The organism is Bellilinea sp., assembly GCF_053501535.1.
Genome location: NZ_JBRCOK010000089.1, coordinates 1 through 17,701 on the forward strand (window position 1 = coordinate 1; position 17,701 = coordinate 17,701).

Here is a 17,701-nt window from a genome sequence, read left to right on the forward strand (position 1 = left end):
GTGGAAAATCACACCGAGTGGATGGAGCTGTCCAGCTCGTCCAGCCGCAGCGAGCGGGAAACGTGGATCAGCGGGCTGATCGGGCGGGCCGTGTATCAGGCGCCGGTCGAGGTCTGGCAGGCGTTGGGGGAGTGGCTGGCCTGGGCTGAAATCGTTCAGGTCGGCAAAGATACGGTCAAGGGCAACAGTGTGGTGCGGGTGGGGGATTCGCTCCTTTCTTATTGAGGCGTGGGGATGATTTTCACGAAGCGGTGAAGCACCAGTGCGTCATCCTGAAGGAACAGGCGCAAGCGTTCGGCGGTATCGTATTGATAGGTCTGTTCGAGGGCGGTCAGGTAGTGATTCATCAGGCTGCGAATTTCCCACAAATCATCTTCGTGGATGGATTCGATGCGCACCTGAGCGCCCTTCGCGATTCTGCGCTGCAAGGCTGGCAGATCGAACCCGAATTCGGGGGTCAGTTTCTGGTAAACGACTCCGCCGGTCATGCCGGAGAAGGCATACGGCCCGGGGTCGCCCATGATGATCACCGTGCCGGAGGTCATGTACTCGCAGGCAAATCCCTTCAGGTTGGCGTAGGTGCCGGGGTTGCCGATTTGATCCTGTACCGGCTGGGTGATTTCACCCGCCAGAATGACTTTGGCCCCCGAAAGGCGGACACAGGCGCGCGAGTCAGCATTGCCTTGCACAATCAGGATGCCGTCCTGCGCGCCGTAGGCAAAGGATTTGCCCACACTGCCGTCCAGCCGGATGCCGTCATGGTTGAGGCCCTTCATAATTGCTACCCGGCCGCCGCTGGCTCCTTTGGCAACGCCGTCTTGCGCACCGCCTTCGATGAGGATGTCAATCTTGTCAACGTTCCAGGCTGCAAAGCCGTTGCCGGCCAGCGAGGAAGGCCCAAAACGGAGGTGGAGCATGTCAATTCCTTCCTGAACGCGCGGTTGGCGCATGATTTCGCCGGCCAGTCGGGAACCCAGGGCGCGGTCAATCGCCGAAACCGAGTCCTGATAGGTTACTTCGCGTTCGTTTTCGGCGATGGTGCGCAAAATCAGGTCGGTCAGGATGGTTGTCAGACTGTTGCGCGGACGGATGAGCAGCACGCCCATACCCGGTTCAGGCGCCGGGCGGGTTTGCACCGGCAGCGGGTCAAACATCGCTGAAAGGTCAATTTTATCCTTGAGCGCGGTTTGTTCTAGCAAATCAGCCCGCCCGACGAGTTCCTGCAAGCGGTTTGCTCCTAATCGAGCGGTTAATTCCCGCATTTCGTTCGCAATTCCCTCAAACAGGCGCACGATGTTTTGGTAATCCTGCTCAAAGTGAACGGGCACAAAATGCCTGAGTCCCTTTTCCTGTGCTTCTGCAAGGGTTTGAATCTGGGTGGCAATGCCTACATGACAGGTACCCAGATTGCACTGCCGACAGATGGTGCACCCCAGCGCTACCATCGCCATCGTGGCAAAGCCAACCCGGTTGGCGCCCAGCAGAACCATCTTGACCGCATCCGAGCCAGTTTTCATCCCGCCGTTTGCCCACAGTTCCACCTTGTGGCGGATGCCGGCTTCGATCAGCGCGCGGTGTGCCTGGATAATCCCAATTTCGGTCGGTAAACCGGCGTATTGTAAGGAGTGTTTGCGCGCCGCCCCGGTTCCGCCGTCGTAGCCGGAGATGTTGATGATGTCGGCACCTGCTTTTGCAATCCCGACGGCAATCACTCCAATGCCGGGCACCACCGGCACTTTGACCGAAATTTTTGCCTGCGGGTTGACCATTTTCAACTCTTCGATGAGCTGGGCAAGGTCTTCAATGGAGTACAGATCGTGGTTGTTGGAGGGAGAAAGCAGGGTGACATAGGTGGGAGTGCGGCGGGCGCGCGCCACTTTGGGGGTAACTTTATAGCCCGGCAGCATCCCGCCTTCACCGGGTTTGGCGCCCTGCCCGATCTTGATTTCCAAAACCGCCGCCGAGTTGAGGAATTCTGCATTGACCCCAAAGCGCCCGCTGGCAACCTGCTGACCGCGGTTGTGGCGGTACATTCCCATGATTTCGGGCAGCTCGCCGCCTTCGCCGTTGATGCACAGGATATTCAGGACGGACGCAGCGTGAACATAAGATCTGAAGGAATTTTCTCCCTGCGAACCAAAGGACATGGCGTCAATGACCAGCGGGAGATTGTAATCCTGAATGGTCAAGTCCACCTGATCGGGGGTTACCCCGTTGGGCTGGGATCGGAAACCCAGCAGGTGGCGTAAGGCCACCGGCGAATCGCTGATGATGGTTTGAAAGGCGTTCTGAATATCGGCATAAGAAGCTTCTCCTTTGGCAAAACGGTGGGCAACCTTCCAGAACTTGGGGAAGATGCGGGTTTGAAAGGGCATGCGCGGTTCGGGCAGCTCTCCGCGCATTTCGGCGCCGCGCTGACGCGATTCGGCATCCAGTCGTTCCCAGTTCAGGCCGGCATCTTCACTGCCGAAGTAATTGGGTGCCCCAAACACCTCCGCGATGCTGGGGGCAAGCCCAATCGAACCGAACACCCGCCCGTAGCCGCGCAGTTCATGACAGCCCATGGTGGAGGTCACCTTTTCCAAACCGCTTTGCAAATTGCTCATCAGACGGGTGAGAGTGGTCTCGGCCGATTCGCCCGCCGCCGGGTTAGCCGTTTGAAGGGCAACCGCAAACATGGCGTACGGGTTGATCGCGTCGGCGCCAAAGCCGCACAGCAGGGCAACATCATGCAAGCCGCGCACAGCCGCGCTGCGTACCACGATTCCGGCGCGGCGGCGCAGGTTGCCCTGCTCGCAAGGCGGAGCTTCACGCAGCGCCTGATCCACCCGGCTGACAGCCAGATGCGGGTCGAGCCAGTTCAAACCGTCGGCGCAGGTCTTTTCATCGTCCAGAATCAGACATTGAACGCCGTTTTGAACAAGCGTAACGGCCTGATCGGCGAGGCGCCGCAGGGCCTGCGGGGTGGTTTCATCGGGGTACACTCCTAATGTAAGCCAGCCGACTCGTTCCGCAAAGACCTGGATTAACTCCTCAATGGTCAGCGTGGCAAACTGCTCCGCCACGGCTTTGCTCACCGAATCGTCCACCAGACCGGGCAAACCGCCGGTCAGAATGGGCACTTCCAGAACCACCAGCACATCCTGCGGGTCGGGTGTTTTACCGATCACCGGGCAGGCACCCACCATTGAGCTGGTGGAAAACGCCTCGATTTCGCGGACGTGGTCAATGGATGGGTTGGTGACGACGGCAACAGCCTCCTTGAAGAAATCAGCCAGGTTGACCCGCGCCTTGCTGAGCGCTGCAAGCGGGCCGTCATAGCCCAGTGAACTGATCAGATCGTCTTTGTTGGAACTGATCAACGCTTCCACCTCATTTATATGATCCTTGAGCCAGCCGTTTGCGGTTAGGAGCCGTGAATTGACGGTCACAGCCCAGGATGGGGTGGGAAAATCGCTGTCCGGCTGCACCGTGCGGGGCGGCGAGATTTCCGTAAGGACATCCGCAGCCGCGGACGCGCTGCCTTGCATGGCGCGGGTGAGCATGGCTGAGCTGGCAGGGAAAGCCTGTACCCAGCCCGTCCAGTATTGCCGCGCCAGCTGCGGGGCTTCGCGTTGAAAGGTTTGCACCATGACATGCTGGCGGATGGCGGCATGGTCGAGTACAACCGGGTTCTCGCCGCGGCGAAGCAGCAGGGCAATTTTTTCACCCGGCGCCAGCGCGCGCGCATCACTGACCCAGTTTTCCAGTGGTGTGGCGCCCCGTTCGGAGGAGAAAATATACTCTTTCTCGGTTTCGATGAACCACAAAGGACGCAGCCCCAAAGCGTCCACGCTGGCCACAACGGTGTTGCCAAAACGCGCCAGGATGGCGGCCGGGCCCTGGGCATACGGCCCGAAGGTCTGCCGGATGCGCTGGTAGGCTGCCCGCAGGTCGGCGGGAAACTGATCCATCTCATGGGGGATGGGGGGAAATACCGTTTCCATGGCTTCGATTAAGTCGAGGTCGTAATTCACGCACAGGGTATGGAGAAGGCGGTCTAAATCCTGCGAATCTGAGCCGCCATTGGGCAGCACAGCCCCAATTTGAACCGCCTCGAGACGGAGTCGGTTGATGGTGTTGATTTCTCCGTTGTGACCCAGCAGCGAGAAGGGTTGAGCCCTTTCAAAAGTGGAAACGGTGTTGGTCGAATAGCGGGCGTGGCAGAGGACGATGGATGTGTCGTAATTGTGGTCTTGTAAATCGGGGTAATAATGGGTGAGCGCTTCGACGGAGCCGCGCATTTTATACACCACGGCATATCTGCTCAGCGAGGCAAACTGAATGGGAAAATCCTGCTCCAGCGAGATTTGAACTTGAAGCAAACGGCGGTCGAGATCGGGCAGGTCGGCATAACCGGCCAGCTGCCAGAATTGAGGGGGATTGACGCGGGCATGCTGCCCCAAGACCTCTTTACGAACTCTGCCGGGCTGCATGAGCAGCAGGTTCAGGCCCTGATCGTAGAACCGAAGTGTGATTTGCTCCTCAAGGTTTTCAATTTGGAACGAAGCGGGGACGAACAGATGACCCACCCAAAAACCGGGGTGCGTTGGAAGGTGAGAGGGCAGGCCGGCCTGGCTTAATTTTTTTGCCCACAACCGGCGGGGAATATCGGTTTGGACGCCGGCGCCGTCGCCTTCACCGTTGACAAAACCGGTGCGGTGTCCCATGCTGATCAGAGCGCCCAAGGCGCGCTTGAGGGTTCCAAAGGTGCTCTGACCCTGCTTGCGTGCGCTCAGGTAAATGGCGCAGGCATCGTGATCTTCACCATCCTGAAAAGGGTTTTGGGTATCGGTACGAATGTTTCTCATGGTAATGAACCTCCTTTGGCGAACTGGAAACCTGAGTCAACAGAGAGAAAGCCCGAATAATAAATAAGGCTCACCGACCGGTGAGCCTTAAGGGATTACTGAAGAATACGCCTGGCTATCTCACCGGTGGCGGGGAGTGGGTTAAACTGATGGCACGGCGGCCGGAAATGAGAGGGGTCATAAGAATTATCCCGGGCAAGAATTTATGAAATATTATACAAAATCTCCAGAATTTGTAAACAGGAAATGTTAAATCTGGGTTAAGAATTGGCTCATGAACGGCCTATCCGAATGGGGGAAATCGAAAATCACTTTTATCGAGTTTGAAAAAAAAATACCTGCTTGCCAAAAGGGGAAAAGCCTGATATAATGTTCATATGCACATTTAATGTGCAAATGCTCATCAAATTCCCCGCTTTCTCCACATGATTACTCAAGTTGATTCTCAAGAATACCGATTATGTGTTCGTGTAGCCAAACTTTACTACGAGAATGGCTTAACCCAGAACGAAATTGCTCAAAAAATGGGGGTTTCGCGTGTTACGGTTTACCGGCTGCTCAACAAGGCGGTTGAACTGGGGATTGTCGAGATCAAAATTCATGCTCCCTTTGGCGAAAATTTCGATCTCGAACAGGATCTCATCGTTCGTTATAACCTGCGCGATGCCGTGGTTGTACCTGACCCGGAAGGGGATGAGAGTATCTACCTCGCGCTGGCCCGCGGTGCAGCCGACTGGCTGAAGCGTAACCTGAAAAGTGGTATGCGGGTCGGCCTTGGATTGGGGCGCACCATTTCTCATCTGCCGTTGGTGTTTTCAACCGATGAGCCGATCAATTGCACTTTTACCGAGGTAGTCGGCGGCGCGTCCGATCATTCGGGCGGCTTTGCCAAGTACAATGTTACTTCCAAAATGGCCGAACTGGCCGGCGGTAAAGCTGAATTTCTTTATGCCCCGAACATGGTTTCCAGCGCGGAGCTGCAAAAGAGCCTGCTCAATGAGCCTTCCATTTCTCAGGCGCTGGAACGAGCCCGCCGTTCCGATATTGTTTTGCAAAGCGTTGGAACGGTTGATGAAACCGCTATCCTTTACGTTGAAAAGAAGATCACGCTGGAGCAGCTGCGCGAAATTCAAAACTCCGGAGCGGTGGGTGATGCACTGGGGCATTATTTTGATTGCAATGGTCAGATGGTTTCCACTTTTCTGGATAACCGAATCATCGGAATTGGCCTGGAAGATTTGAAAAAAGTGCCCTGGAGTGTACTGGTTGCAGGGGGTGAAGAGAAGAAAAAAGTCATTCAGGCTGCCATGAAAGGCGCTTATTTCAATGTCCTCATTACCAATGCCGATACTGCAAGATTCCTGCTTTCTGAAAGGAATTAACCGGATGCTTTCTAATTATCTTTCCCCTGAGGTCATTCAACTGAAAGTAAATGTTAACAGCTGGCAGGAAGCCGTTCGCGCCGGCGGTGAGTTGCTGCTGAAGGCCGGCAAATGTCAGCCCTCTTATATCGAGGCCATGATTCGGGCTGTGCAGGAGATGGGTGCCTATATGGTGCTGGCACCCGGTCTGGCGCTGGCGCATGCCCGTCCAGAAGATGGGGCTTCGCTAGTTGGTCTTTCGCTGGTGACGCTGGACCACGGGGTAAATTTTGGTTCCGAAGCAAATGACCCGGTGACGATGGTGATTTCATTTTGTGCGCCCGACCACCACAGTCACATTGAAATGCTGCAGGCTTTGGCAGAATTTTTGATGAGCGAGGAAAATCAGCGGATTTTGAAAACCGCTCAATCGGTTGAAGAGGTTTTGTCCGCAGTGGGTTAACTTTTGTGGAAAGGAGTTTGATATGAAAAAACCGCGTGTGATGATGGTGTGTGGTTTTGGGCTGGGCTCCAGCATGATTTTGAAACTGACGGTAGATGGTGTGTTAAAAGAGAATGGTTTAAGCGCTGAAACTTTTTGCGCCGACGCAACCACGGCGACCGGCGAAGCGTATGATATGGTTTTTACTTCCAAAGAGATGGCCAACCTGTTCAAAAATACCCCAAAACCGGTGGTCGTCATTGAAAATTTCCTCAGCAAGCAAGAAGTGCTGGAAAAAGGGCTGCCTGTCCTGCGGAAATTAATTGAGGAGTAGCCCCTTTGACCAGCACTTCCGATGTTTTTTGGTACGGGGCTTCGTATTCCCCTTTGATTTTCAGTGAAGCAGACTGGTTAACCGACCTGCAGTCCATGCAGCGCGCCAGTATGAATCTTATCCGGCTTGGAGATGTGCATGGTTCGTGGGATTTAATTGAACCGCGCGAAGGGCACTATGAATTCGATCAGCTCGGGCGTTTTTACCGGCTGGCAGCAGAATTGGGTATTCACATTCTGATCAGTACCGGCGCAGCCTCTCCACCGCTCTGGCTGGCAGAGCGCTACCCTGATTTACCCATTCTTTCTAACCGCGGTGAACGGTATCCGCTCGGCGCTTCATACCACTGGGCATGTATTCATCATCCCGCTTATCGGGCTGCGGCGGAAAAGTACCTTCAAGCCTTGCTGGATTTCACCGCCGCCCAGCCCAATCATTTTGGCTGGCAGATTTCCAACGAAATCGGTTTTCCGTTTTTACCCGCCCGCGGTGAAGTGGATTTGAGCCTTTATTGTTACTGCCCCTATTGTGTTGAAAAATTCCGGGGGTGGGTGAAAGCAAAGTATCACACTCTCGATCAGGTAACGAAGGCATGGGCGTGGGGGACAACCTGCCTGGTTTACAACGATTGGGAGCAAATTTTTGCTCCCGAAGCCTTGCCTTCTGGCTGGGCAGGGGTCACCCGCTGGATGGACTGGCGCTTGTTCTGGCAGCAGGCGTTTGCCGAGTTTGCCGGCTGGCAGCACCAGATCATTCGCCGGCGCGACCCACATCATCCAACTTCGGTCAACACCTTCAATTTCAAAGGCTATGACCGTTTTGGGGTTTTCACGGGTCTGGACCAGTGGAAAATTGCCGCTGAGGTGGATCACATCGGCTATGACCTGTATCCCGGCAGCGGCAACAAGCTGGCTACCCGCCCGGAGCACATTTCGATCTTCCTGGATCACGGCCGCAGTGTCAGTCAATCGGCAGGGAGGGATTTCTGGCTGCATGAGGTGGAAAGCGGTCCGATTGGCGGCTGGGTGATGGGTCCGGACTACAATACCCGACCGGTGGATGTGTCGAATTACCTGATCGAAGCGGTTGGGCACAACGCCAAGCTGATTTTATTCATGCCGTGGCGGGAATGGGACTATCAACCGCTGCATTGGGGAGCGCTGGTTGATCTGGACGGAAAACCCACCGGGCGGCTTGCTGCTGCGGCTCAATTTGGTGCTTTTCTCTCAAAACACGGCAGGGAACTGAAGCAGGCAAAGCCTCCCAAAGCGCAGGTTGCCATTCTGGAGTCCAAAGCCAATGCCATTTTCTTTCGCGGGGTGGGCGAAGAAGAAGCCCTCTTTGAGGCGCAGCGCGGAGCATACCGCAGTTTTTGGGAAGCCGGTTTTGAAGTGGATTTCATCACCCCGGATCAAATTGCCCAACACCGCTGGCAGGGCTATCGGGTCATCGTCTTGCCGCTGATGGGGCTGCTCGATGAGTTCACGGCTCAGCACCTGGCGGAATTTGTCCGGCAGGGCGGCTTGCTGGTGGGGTTTGCCCGTTGTGCAACCGTAAATGAACGCGGCTGGTTCCATCATCAGGTTCCAGCCCCGCCGCTCAGGGATGTATTTGGATTGGTGGATGTACAGCCCGACCGCCTTGACCAACACCGTATTCACCTCAACGGCGAGTGGTACAGCGGATACAGGAATCGCGACCTTCTGGCGCTCCATCCTTCTACCAGCGTGCTTGCCGAATTCGACGACCATTTTCCTGCTGTTACGCTTGCATCTTTTGGGCAGGGGTATGGTTTGTATTTTGCCACTCAGGCAGATGCCGATTACCTGAAAAGCGTTCCCTCGCTTTTGGGAACCGTGCTGAATCAGGTTCTGCCCCAATTGAATATTGTGCCGCCAATCAGGATCGAGTACGAAGGCAAACAATCCCGCCGGGTGGACCCCCATTTATTAGAGTTGGGAAATAAAAAGTGGCTGCTGATCAGTAACTATCTCAAAAAAGCGGTGGATCTAACCATTCAAACCGATATGAGCGGGTGGGGCAGAGATTTGCGGAAAATCTCCAAAATTTTTCCTGCCCACCAGTTGCTGGATTGGGAAGTAACCGCTCAGCAGGTTTTGACATTGCGATTTCACCTGGAAGCAGAGGAGGTGACGGTTATCGAAATAGAACTGGCTGCATAAGAAAAATGTTTTGAACATCGTTTCCACCCAATTTTTCAAAAAGGAGTAACCTCATGGACGTCGGATTAATTTTCAGTATTGTCCCCCGTTTGTTGCCTACTTTCATGCTGGGGTTGGTTGCGTTGCTGGGTTTGCTTTTACAGCGTAAAACCTTCAGCGAAGTCGTTTCCGGCACGATCAAAACCATGGCTGGTGTCATCATTCTTTTCTCGGCAGTTGATCTGCTGGTCGGGGTCATTTCACCCATCTCGACCATGTTCGGAAAAGTCTATGCCTTTCAGGGCGAGCCAATCAGTGTTGACTGGACGGCGTTCCTGAGTGAGTACGGCATACCGGTTGTGCTGGTAATGGTGTTTGGCTTTTTTGTGAACATCCTGCTTGCCCGTCTGACCAGACTCAAGTATGTTTTCCTGACCGGTCACATCATGTTCTGGAATGCCTTCATGGTGGTTGCTGCGCTGGCAGACGCCGGTAAAATCAAGGGCGTGGCGCTGGTTGTGCTGGGCAGCGTGATTCAGGGTATTCTTGCAACCGTGCTGCCGGCTTTGATTGCTCCCTTTGTGTTCAAGCTGACGGGCAGCAAAGATTTCACAATCGGCCATACCACCACCATTCTGGCAGTGATCGGCGCCTGGATCGGCAAACTGGTCGGTGATCCTTCAAAATCCACTGAGGATTTGAAAATCTCCGATAACTGGAGCTTCCTCAAATCCATGACCATTTCCACATCGTTGATCATGTTCCTGCTGTATCTGGTGATGGGCTTTATTGCCGGTCCAGCCTGGGCTGCCGAAACCTTCTCCGGCGGTTCCCAGCCAATCTGGTATTTGTGGATCATCTATCAGGGTATTCTGTTCGGTGCTTCGTTGACCATTTTGCTGACCGGCGTACGCCTGATGCTGGCGGAGATTGTGCCCGCCTTCCATGGCATTGCAAAGAAAATCGTTCCGGATGCCGTACCTGCGCTGGACTGCCCGATGGTATTTCCTTACGGTCAAAACGCCCTGGCAATTGGATTTCCCATTGCGATGATTGCTTCCCTGGTGACGCTGGTCATCTTTGGTGCGATTGGCTATCGCTACGTTTTACTGCCGCTGGTGGTTGCCGCCTTCTTTGATGTTGGGCCTGCGGCGGTTCTGGCAAATGCCACCGGTGGGCGGCGCGGAGCAATCGTCGCTTCCATCGTCGGTGGTGTCCTGTTGATTGTCTTTCAGGCGCTTTCGCTGCCGTTTGTGGCAAATACGGCTGCCGGTTTTATCAACGCCTTTGGCGGCAATGATTTCTCCATCATTGCCATTGTGGTGGGTGGTATTGCCCGGCTGCTGGGATTCTGATTTTCAGTGCGGTGGTCTCCCCTGATGGTTGCCTCAAGGACAAGGCACATAAGGAGGAGACCACCAAAAAGGAAAAGGTTATGCTGCCCATTGGGATTCACCTGTCTTACTGGCAGGTAAACTGGAAAGATGATCTTCAGCCCCTGATTGGAAGAGCCCGAAAGGCCGGTTTTGAGGTTGCCGAGTTTCCGCTGCTCGAGCCGCGCCGACTGAATCTCCAGCGGCTTCGCCGCACGCTGAATCAGGAGGGAATGCTGGCGTCCTGCGGTACCGGTTTGGATGCTCAGCGGGATATTTCCAGCCCCGATCTTTCCATACGGCAGGCGGGACTCTCTCATTTACGGGCTTGCCTTGAAGCTGCCGCTGAACTGGGCAGCCCCGTTTTGGGCGGGGTAACCTATACCGCATGGGGGGATCTTCCACCAAGAGATCGGCAAATTCGGCGTGCTTATGCGGTTGAAGGCCTTCAAACCGCCGCCGTCATTGCCGAGGAATATGGAGTGTGCCTGTGTCTGGAAGTGCTGAACCGTTTTGAAGGCTGGCTGATGAATACGGTGGAGCAGGGTTTGCAGCTGCTGGCCGATGTAGGCAGCCCTTTTGTCCGTCTGCATCTGGATACTTTTCACCTCAACATCGAAGAAGATGATATTGCGGCGGCAATTCGTCAGGCCGGAGATCAACTGGGACATTTTCATTGTGTGGAGAATAATCGAAAAATCCCCGGCCGCGGGCATATCCCCTGGCCGCAGGTGAGGGCAGCGTTGAAAGCGATTGGATATGCGGGTTTTCTGGTGACTGAGGCTTTTGTCAGTCCGGCAGGTGAGGTGGGTACGGCATTGTTCATCTGGCGTTCACTGGCGGAGGATCTGGATGAAGAGGCGCGCAGGGCGGCGGAATTCCTCAGGCGCGAGGTTGCCAATGTTTGATTTGAGGACTTTTCGATTGTGGTTCGACCTGCTGGCACAAACCTTCCAAAGCCAGAGAGAAGCTTTGAATGAGTTGGATCGGGTCATTGGCGATGGCGACCATGGCTATACCCTTGCCAGAGCCTTTGCTGCAGCCGATGATGAAATTACGAATGCGAACCCGCCGGATATCGGCAGTCTTCTGGATGTGGCGGCCAGCGCACTGGCGGAGAATGCCGGTGGGGCAATCGGTCCGCTTTTGGCGGCATTCTTTGCCGAGGGCGGCGTTGTGCTGCAAAATAAGAAAACCTGCTCAATGGATGAGCTGGCTGAATTTTTTCAAAATGGCGCCGCGGCAGTCAGTGAGTTGGGTGGCGCCCGCGCCGGGCAAAAGACGCTGGTTGATGCACTCCTGCCGGCCGCCCGGGTATTGGTAGAAAATCGTTCAAGTGCAGACCCGGTGGACGCTCTGGAAAAGGCGCTGCTGGCTGCCCGCGAGGGTGCAGAGGCTACCCGCCAGATGCCGGCCGTGTTCGGGCGGGCGGCTTTTTTAGGTGAGCGTTCCACAGGCTATCTCGACCCCGGCGCATATTCCTTCACCCTGATTGTGGAAGGTCTCTGGTTTGCCGCCTCCGGCAAGGAAGGGAAACGAACCGATTTTCAGCCTGAGGAAACCCAATTCGTTCCAGCCGGTAAATTCATCAATCACCCCGAGCAGATGGTTCAAGAGGACAATCAGGGTTTAGCGCTGGCGTATGCGGGCATTGTTCGCTATCTGGAGGATGGTTTTCTGGTGCGTGCCAGTCCAAAAGCAGCCGGGAAGGTTGGGCTCGCCATGGGACACGGCGGCGGCCATACCCCTTCGATGGGCGGGCTGGTAGGAATGGGACTTCTGGACGCAGATGTGTACGGTCCGATATTTACCTGCGCCTCCGGAATCAAAATTGCACGCGCCATTCAGCTGGCTGACCGCGGGGCAGGGGTGGTTCTGCTGGTTTCCAATCACAGCGGTGATGTGTTGAATGCGCGTATGGCGCTGCGGCGCGCATCTCGAATGGGCATTGCGGTGCAGCCGGTTTATCTGGGTGACGATGTGGCCACAGCTCCGCGCAGTGCGCTTGATAAGCGCCGCGGTTTGGGAGGCCTGCTGTTTGCGCTCAAAATTGGCGGGGCAGCTGCCGAAGATGGACAGCCGCTCTTTGAAGTTGTCCGCCTGATGGAAAAGACCAACCTGCGCACGGCAACCCTGGCGGTGGCGGTGCGGGCGCCCACCCACCCAGCCAGTGGAAAGCCGCTGTTTGATCTCCCGGTTGGACAAATGGAGATCGGCACGGGTGTACACGGAGAAGCGGGCGTTTACCGCGGGGCAATGCTGCCAGCCAATCAGGTGGTTGATCTGGTGCTGCAGCGCCTGCTGGAAGATTTGGGCGGACTGCTGCAGCAAAGCGTTGTGGTATTCCTGAATGGTTCCGGCGGTACTTCGCGCATGGAATTGAACATTCTGTATCGGCGGGTTTTCTATGCCCTTCAGGAACAGGGTATCCAGATTGCTGCCGGCGTAGTGGATTCGTTATTTACGACGCAGGAGATGGGCGGCTTTTCGCTTTCGCTCTGTGCGGTGGATGATGAATTGGAAGAATGGTGGCGGCGACCGGCGCTGGCGGCTCATTTCCGCTGGCCTGTGGATCGGATTTGGGGATGATTGGAGATAAGATGGCAGCATTGCGTAAGTTAAAAATCGGCGTGGCAGGAGTCATGTGCACTCCCTTTCGCGGGGAGAAGGAACGGTATTTTGCGGAAGACTGGACGGCGCTTTCCGGTCAACAGGAGGCGGCCGGGTTTGAGTTGAAAGTCATCGAAAAAGGCATTTACACGCAGGAAGAGGCGCAACGGGCAGCCGATGAATTATCCCAATGGGGGGCAGATTTTATCCTCCTCCAATCCAGTTCCTTTGCTGCTGGCGAGTTCATTCGTCCGTTTGCCGCTACTCAAATTCGGTTGGGGCTGTGGGGTGTTCCCGAAGGTGAGCCTTCCTCGGAGGGCGGATTGCCTCTTAATAGTTTTACCGGCGTAAATCTTTATAACAGTCTTTTGCAAACCCGTTTGAAGGAGTATCCCCATCCTGTCAAATGGTTCTTCGGGCATGCCGAAAGCCCGTCGTTCCAGGAACGGTTCAACATTACGGTGCAGGCTTTACGAGCGCTGGTTAATTTGCGGGGCAGCCGGGTTGGCCTGGCCGGCGGTGTGGCACCCGGTTTTGATAACCTCACAGTTGATCCGGGCGTTCTGAAAAACAAACTGGGCGTTGAGGTGGTCGAACTGGATTTTGACGCGGTCTTGAAGCGCGCTCGGACACTGGAAGACCAGAAATTGATTGATACGGTCAAGGCATCCTTCATTCAACCCAATGTAAACCTGAATGCGCATCTGACCGGGCAGCTGGAAAAGTTGAGCCGCCTGCAGGTGGCCTATTCTCAGTTTGCACAGGAAGAAGGATTAAGCGCGTTTGCCATTTCGTGCTGGCCGCGTTTTCAATCGGATTATGGGGTTGCGGTATGCAGTTTGCTGGGACAATTGAACACATTGGGGGTTCCGGCAGCCTGTGAGGGAGATGTGCCGGCAGCAGTTTCCATGCTCACGCTCTCATTATTAAGTAATGGGGCGGTCACTACCCTGATGGATCTGGTTACGCTGGACGAAGAAGATGAGAGTGTGTTGTTGTGGCATTGCGGCCCTACTTCTCCGCTGCTGGCAGACGAGCGTGGTGTACGAATGAACTCGTTATGGCTGTTTGACCAACCCGATTCCCAGCCGGTTGGACTGCACAATGATTTGATCCTCAAAGGGGGAAAGGTGACGGTGGCAGGTTTTACGGCGGATTTTGAAAGAGCGCTTGTGCTGGAGGGAGAAATTGATCCACAAAAACCTTCCTACAAAGGCAGCAGCGGCTGGCTGAAGCAAATTCACATGCGGGGCAAACGTTTACAGGCCATGGATCTGGCTGAAACACTACTTTCCAGCGGCTATCAGCATCATTATCCGCTGGTTTATGGGCAGGTAGAAAATGCTTTCCTGGAAATGGCAGCCTGGGCGGATATTGCCGAAATCAGCCCTCTGAATTACACAACCTATCTCAAACCACAGGGGACGATATGTTAGTATCTTTGAAGAATTTACTGAGTGAGGCTGAACGGGGTAATTATGCGGTGATTGCTCCCGATTTCCCGACCCTGGAGGTGGCGGATGCACTCTTGCGCTGTGCAGAGCAGCACAACGCACCGCTGGCTTTGAGCTTTTCACCTTCATTAAAACCCTATGCCGGGGTGACGGATTTTGCCCATTTCATCCGAATGGTGCGCGAGATGGCTGTTCAGGCAAATATACCTGTGGCTTTGCATCTGGATCATGCCTATCGCATGGAGGACATCGAAGAGGCGATTCGTCTGGGTTTTACCTCGGTGATGATGGACGCCAGCACTGAGCCGTGGGAAGTCAACGTGGAGCGCACCCGCCAGGTGGTTGAACTGGCGCATCCGCTGGGCATTTCGGTGGAAGCCGAATTGGGTCATGTGGCCAGCAGCGGGCGTTATTTGACCGCTGACAGCCAACAGGGCTGGTTGACCGACCCGCAGGAGGCGGCCGAGTTTGTTCAACGGACCGGCATTGATGCGCTGGCTGTGGCGATTGGTACCGTGCATGGTTTGTATGCGGGTGAGCCCAACCTCGATTTTGAAAGGCTGAAGAATATCCGCGAGCGGGTTTCCGTTCCGCTGGTTTTGCATGGGTCATCCGGCACCGGTGAGCAGAAATTAAGGCGGTGTGTGGAAATGGGGATTCGCAAAATCAATGTGTATTCTGACCTGATGAAAGCGATCATCCAGAGCGCACGGGGTTTGCTTGCAGATTCCGAAGCCGACCCTTTGGACTTCATTAAAGAACAGCGCAATGCGGTGAATCGGGTTTTGAGCGAGTATCTGGCAGTTTCCGGCAGCATGGGAAAGGCGCATCTCTCGCAGATTTCCATTAAAAACCGGGTGCGGGCGTTGTTTTCTCAGGGATACACCTGTGCTGAAGCGGTTTATCTTGCTTTTGCGGAACGGGAAGGATTTTATTCCGATGCAGCCATGAAATTTCAAAGCCTGCTGGGTGGGGGTATTTGCAATCAGGGTGGAATGTGCGGGGCGTTGTTTGGCGGGCTGGCGGTGATTGCCGCCCGGCAATCCAGCGTTCAGGGGGCAGATCGGATCAGCCGATCTCAGGCAAATTCAACCGGCACAAAATTGATAGATGCCTTCAACCGGCGACATTCTTCTGTTTATTGCATTGACCTGACCGGTACCAATTTTCAGGATGCTGAACAGGTCAAACGTTTTGTGGAAAATAAAGTGGTCGAAAAAGCCTGTCTGCCGGCGCTGATGAGCGTGACCGACTGGCTGCTGGAGATGCGGGCATGAATCAGTCGTTATCGTTGGCGAGTCAATTATCTCAAATGCGCTGTTTTTTGATGGATATGGACGGCACGGTCTTTCTGGGGGAACGGCTGCTGCCGGGTGCGGTTGAGCTGGTGGATTATCTGGAGCAGCGTGAAATTCCTTACTTCTTTCTGACCAATAATTCTTCGCGTTCCAAAGCAGATTATGCCCAAAAACTGAACAGACTGGGGTTGACGGTCAGCGAACAGCGCATTTTTACCTCCGGTGAAGCAACCGCCCTCTACCTGAAAAAACGAATGCCCTCAGCACGCTTGTTTATTGCCGGAACCGATTCTTTGAAAGAGGAATTCAGACAGCACGGCTTTGAGATTGTAGAAGAAAGACCGGAGGCGGTGGTGCTGGGTTTTGATACCACCCTGACTTATAACCGCCTGTGGAAGTTGTGCGATTTTGTGCGGGCAGGCTTGCCCTATTTTGCCACTCATCCGGATATTAATTGCCCGACTGAAAATGGATTCATGCCGGACATTGGGGCAATGATTGCTTTTGTGCAGACTTCCACCGGGCGGCAGCCGGATGTGATTGTGGGTAAACCGAACCCGCCAATCATCGAAGCAGTCACGGCCAAAAGCGGCATTCCCTTGCAGTTCACGGTGATGATTGGTGACCGATTGTATACCGACATTGCCCTTGGCAGAACCGGTATCACCACTGTGCTGGTCTTGAGCGGAGAGACCAAAGCCGCCGACGTGGCCGGCTCCCCCTTCCAGCCGGATTGGATTGTGGAAAATCTGGCGGAGTTGTATGCGCTCTTAAGCCGGGCGCAGTCCGTTTCCGGTTAAACGGGCGGCCAAAATTGAATTTTTGTCTGACATTTGGCTGAAGTTCAGACATGAGTTCGGACAGGGTGTTGAACAAGGGCGATAAACGCTGCGAAAACATTATTCACGATGGAAAGGCGCTCTTTCCATTGTTTCTGAAATACTCCGAACCTTAACCAAAGTGGTGAGTCAGAAGTATCCTGTAGGTTCGCAAAACAAAACAGGAGACTGATATGACTCACCAAACCGATTTTACGTCTTTTGAAGAATTCACGGATGTTTTGCACCAATTAAAACACCGCCGCGCATCTGCACTACCAGCGGCCTGGATCGGGTCAACAGGCAGATCCGCCGCAGAACGAGCATTGCAGGGGTTTTCCCCAATGGGACTTCAAGCCTGAGGCCGATTTCTGCTTTGCTGATGGAAAACCGTTTACAACGGCGGAGCGGAAAGCGATTGTGCGATTCCAAGCCGAGAGAATGCTTAAGAACTGGGATTACTTCCGACCCGATTTTACAGAAGAAGGGTTGCATAATCTACTTGTAAAACGTGGTATATAATTTTCTATACATCCGCACCGCGCAGCTTCAGTATCTTACGCAACCGGATTTTCTCCGGCAGACAAATCCCTGTTCGCCCGAATTATCTCGCTCTCACCAGTAGAAAACCAGTCCAAGTAAACAAATGTGATCCAACGCTGTAATTTAGTGTCAGAACTTTGAGAAAACGGTATGGCAAAATCATATCCCGAACATTTTCCAGAATGGGCACTGAGCGATCCTAAACGCAGCGCCGAACGAAAAATTTTTGACCTGTTGAAGGGATTGCCCGCTTCCTACACATTCTTTTATAGCGTTGGCTGGCAAGTGCGGGATACCAAAAGCGGCGCGCATGATGGAGAGGCAGATTTTATTCTCGCCCACCCAGAATCCGGTGTCATAATTCTGGAAGTCAAAGGGGGACAAATCCGTTATGATGCTGAACGGGATGAGTGGTTCAGCAAAGACCGCAACGGCGTCGAACATGCCATAAAAGAC

The 17,701-nt window shown here is 54.4% G+C and carries 14 protein-coding genes; 13 read left to right on the plus strand and 1 reads right to left on the minus strand.

Annotated features, from left to right (window positions below; translation table 11 throughout):
* The coding region (gene cas6 / locus ACWIZX_RS09080) for a CRISPR system precrRNA processing endoribonuclease RAMP protein Cas6 (protein WP_448335530.1) at positions 1-225 on the plus strand (225 nt) is incomplete at its 5' end.
* On the opposite strand, the gene ACWIZX_RS09085 is transcribed toward cas6, so the two are convergent.
* Complete coding sequence (locus ACWIZX_RS09085; RefSeq protein ID WP_448335531.1) at positions 219-4,850, minus strand: glutamate synthase-related protein; 4,632 nt, start codon at positions 4,848-4,850, stop codon at positions 219-221. The genes cas6 and ACWIZX_RS09085 overlap by 7 nt on opposite strands.
* A 425-nt stretch (positions 4,851-5,275) precedes the next feature.
* Here ACWIZX_RS09085 and ACWIZX_RS09090 point away from each other — a divergent pair, with 425 nt between their 5' ends.
* The 12 genes from ACWIZX_RS09090 to ACWIZX_RS09145 form a co-directional block, all read left to right on the plus strand.
* Positions 5,276-6,232 (plus strand): sugar-binding transcriptional regulator, encoded by a 957-nt coding sequence (locus ACWIZX_RS09090; RefSeq protein ID WP_448335532.1) that lies wholly within the window; start codon positions 5,276-5,278, stop codon positions 6,230-6,232.
* A 4-nt stretch (positions 6,233-6,236) separates the two neighbouring features.
* Positions 6,237-6,674: a PTS sugar transporter subunit IIA gene (locus ACWIZX_RS09095; protein WP_448335533.1), complete on the plus strand. Its 438-nt coding sequence runs from the start codon at positions 6,237-6,239 to the stop codon at positions 6,672-6,674.
* Positions 6,675-6,696: 22 nt separating this feature from the next.
* The gene (locus ACWIZX_RS09100; RefSeq protein WP_322792899.1) at positions 6,697-6,987 is read left to right on the plus strand and encodes a PTS sugar transporter subunit IIB; all 291 of its coding nucleotides are present in this window, start codon (positions 6,697-6,699) and stop codon (positions 6,985-6,987) included.
* A 5-nt stretch (positions 6,988-6,992) separates the two neighbouring features.
* Positions 6,993-9,170, plus strand: a complete 2,178-nt coding sequence (locus tag ACWIZX_RS09105) for a beta-galactosidase (RefSeq protein WP_448335534.1) — start codon at positions 6,993-6,995, stop codon at positions 9,168-9,170.
* Between the two features lie 53 nt (positions 9,171-9,223).
* The gene (locus ACWIZX_RS09110) at positions 9,224-10,504 is read left to right on the plus strand and encodes a PTS ascorbate transporter subunit IIC (protein WP_448335535.1); all 1,281 of its coding nucleotides are present in this window, start codon (positions 9,224-9,226) and stop codon (positions 10,502-10,504) included.
* Between the two features lie 80 nt (positions 10,505-10,584).
* Entirely contained in the window at positions 10,585-11,430 is an 846-nt protein-coding gene (locus tag ACWIZX_RS09115) for a sugar phosphate isomerase/epimerase family protein (protein ID WP_448335536.1), read from the plus strand.
* On the plus strand, positions 11,423-13,111 hold the full coding sequence (gene dhaL / locus ACWIZX_RS09120) for a dihydroxyacetone kinase subunit DhaL (RefSeq protein WP_448335537.1): 1,689 nt from the start codon (positions 11,423-11,425) through the stop codon (positions 13,109-13,111). The genes ACWIZX_RS09115 and dhaL overlap by 8 nt, the downstream gene beginning before the upstream one ends.
* Positions 13,112-13,122: 11 nt before the next feature.
* Entirely contained in the window at positions 13,123-14,568 is a 1,446-nt protein-coding gene (locus ACWIZX_RS09125) for a hypothetical protein (RefSeq protein WP_448335538.1), read from the plus strand.
* A complete protein-coding gene (locus ACWIZX_RS09130; protein WP_448335539.1) occupies positions 14,562-15,863 on the plus strand; it encodes a ketose-bisphosphate aldolase in 1,302 nt (433 codons plus the stop codon). Before ACWIZX_RS09125 ends, ACWIZX_RS09130 begins: the two co-directional genes overlap by 7 nt.
* Complete coding sequence (locus ACWIZX_RS09135) at positions 15,860-16,684, plus strand: HAD-IIA family hydrolase (RefSeq protein ID WP_448335540.1); 825 nt, start codon at positions 15,860-15,862, stop codon at positions 16,682-16,684. Before ACWIZX_RS09130 ends, ACWIZX_RS09135 begins: the two co-directional genes overlap by 4 nt.
* Before the next feature lie 286 nt (positions 16,685-16,970).
* Entirely contained in the window at positions 16,971-17,210 is a 240-nt protein-coding gene (locus tag ACWIZX_RS09140; protein ID WP_448335542.1) for a transposase, read from the plus strand.
* Between the two features lie 185 nt (positions 17,211-17,395).
* The coding region (locus ACWIZX_RS09145; RefSeq protein WP_448335541.1) for a nuclease-related domain-containing protein at positions 17,396-17,701 on the plus strand (306 nt) is incomplete at its 3' end.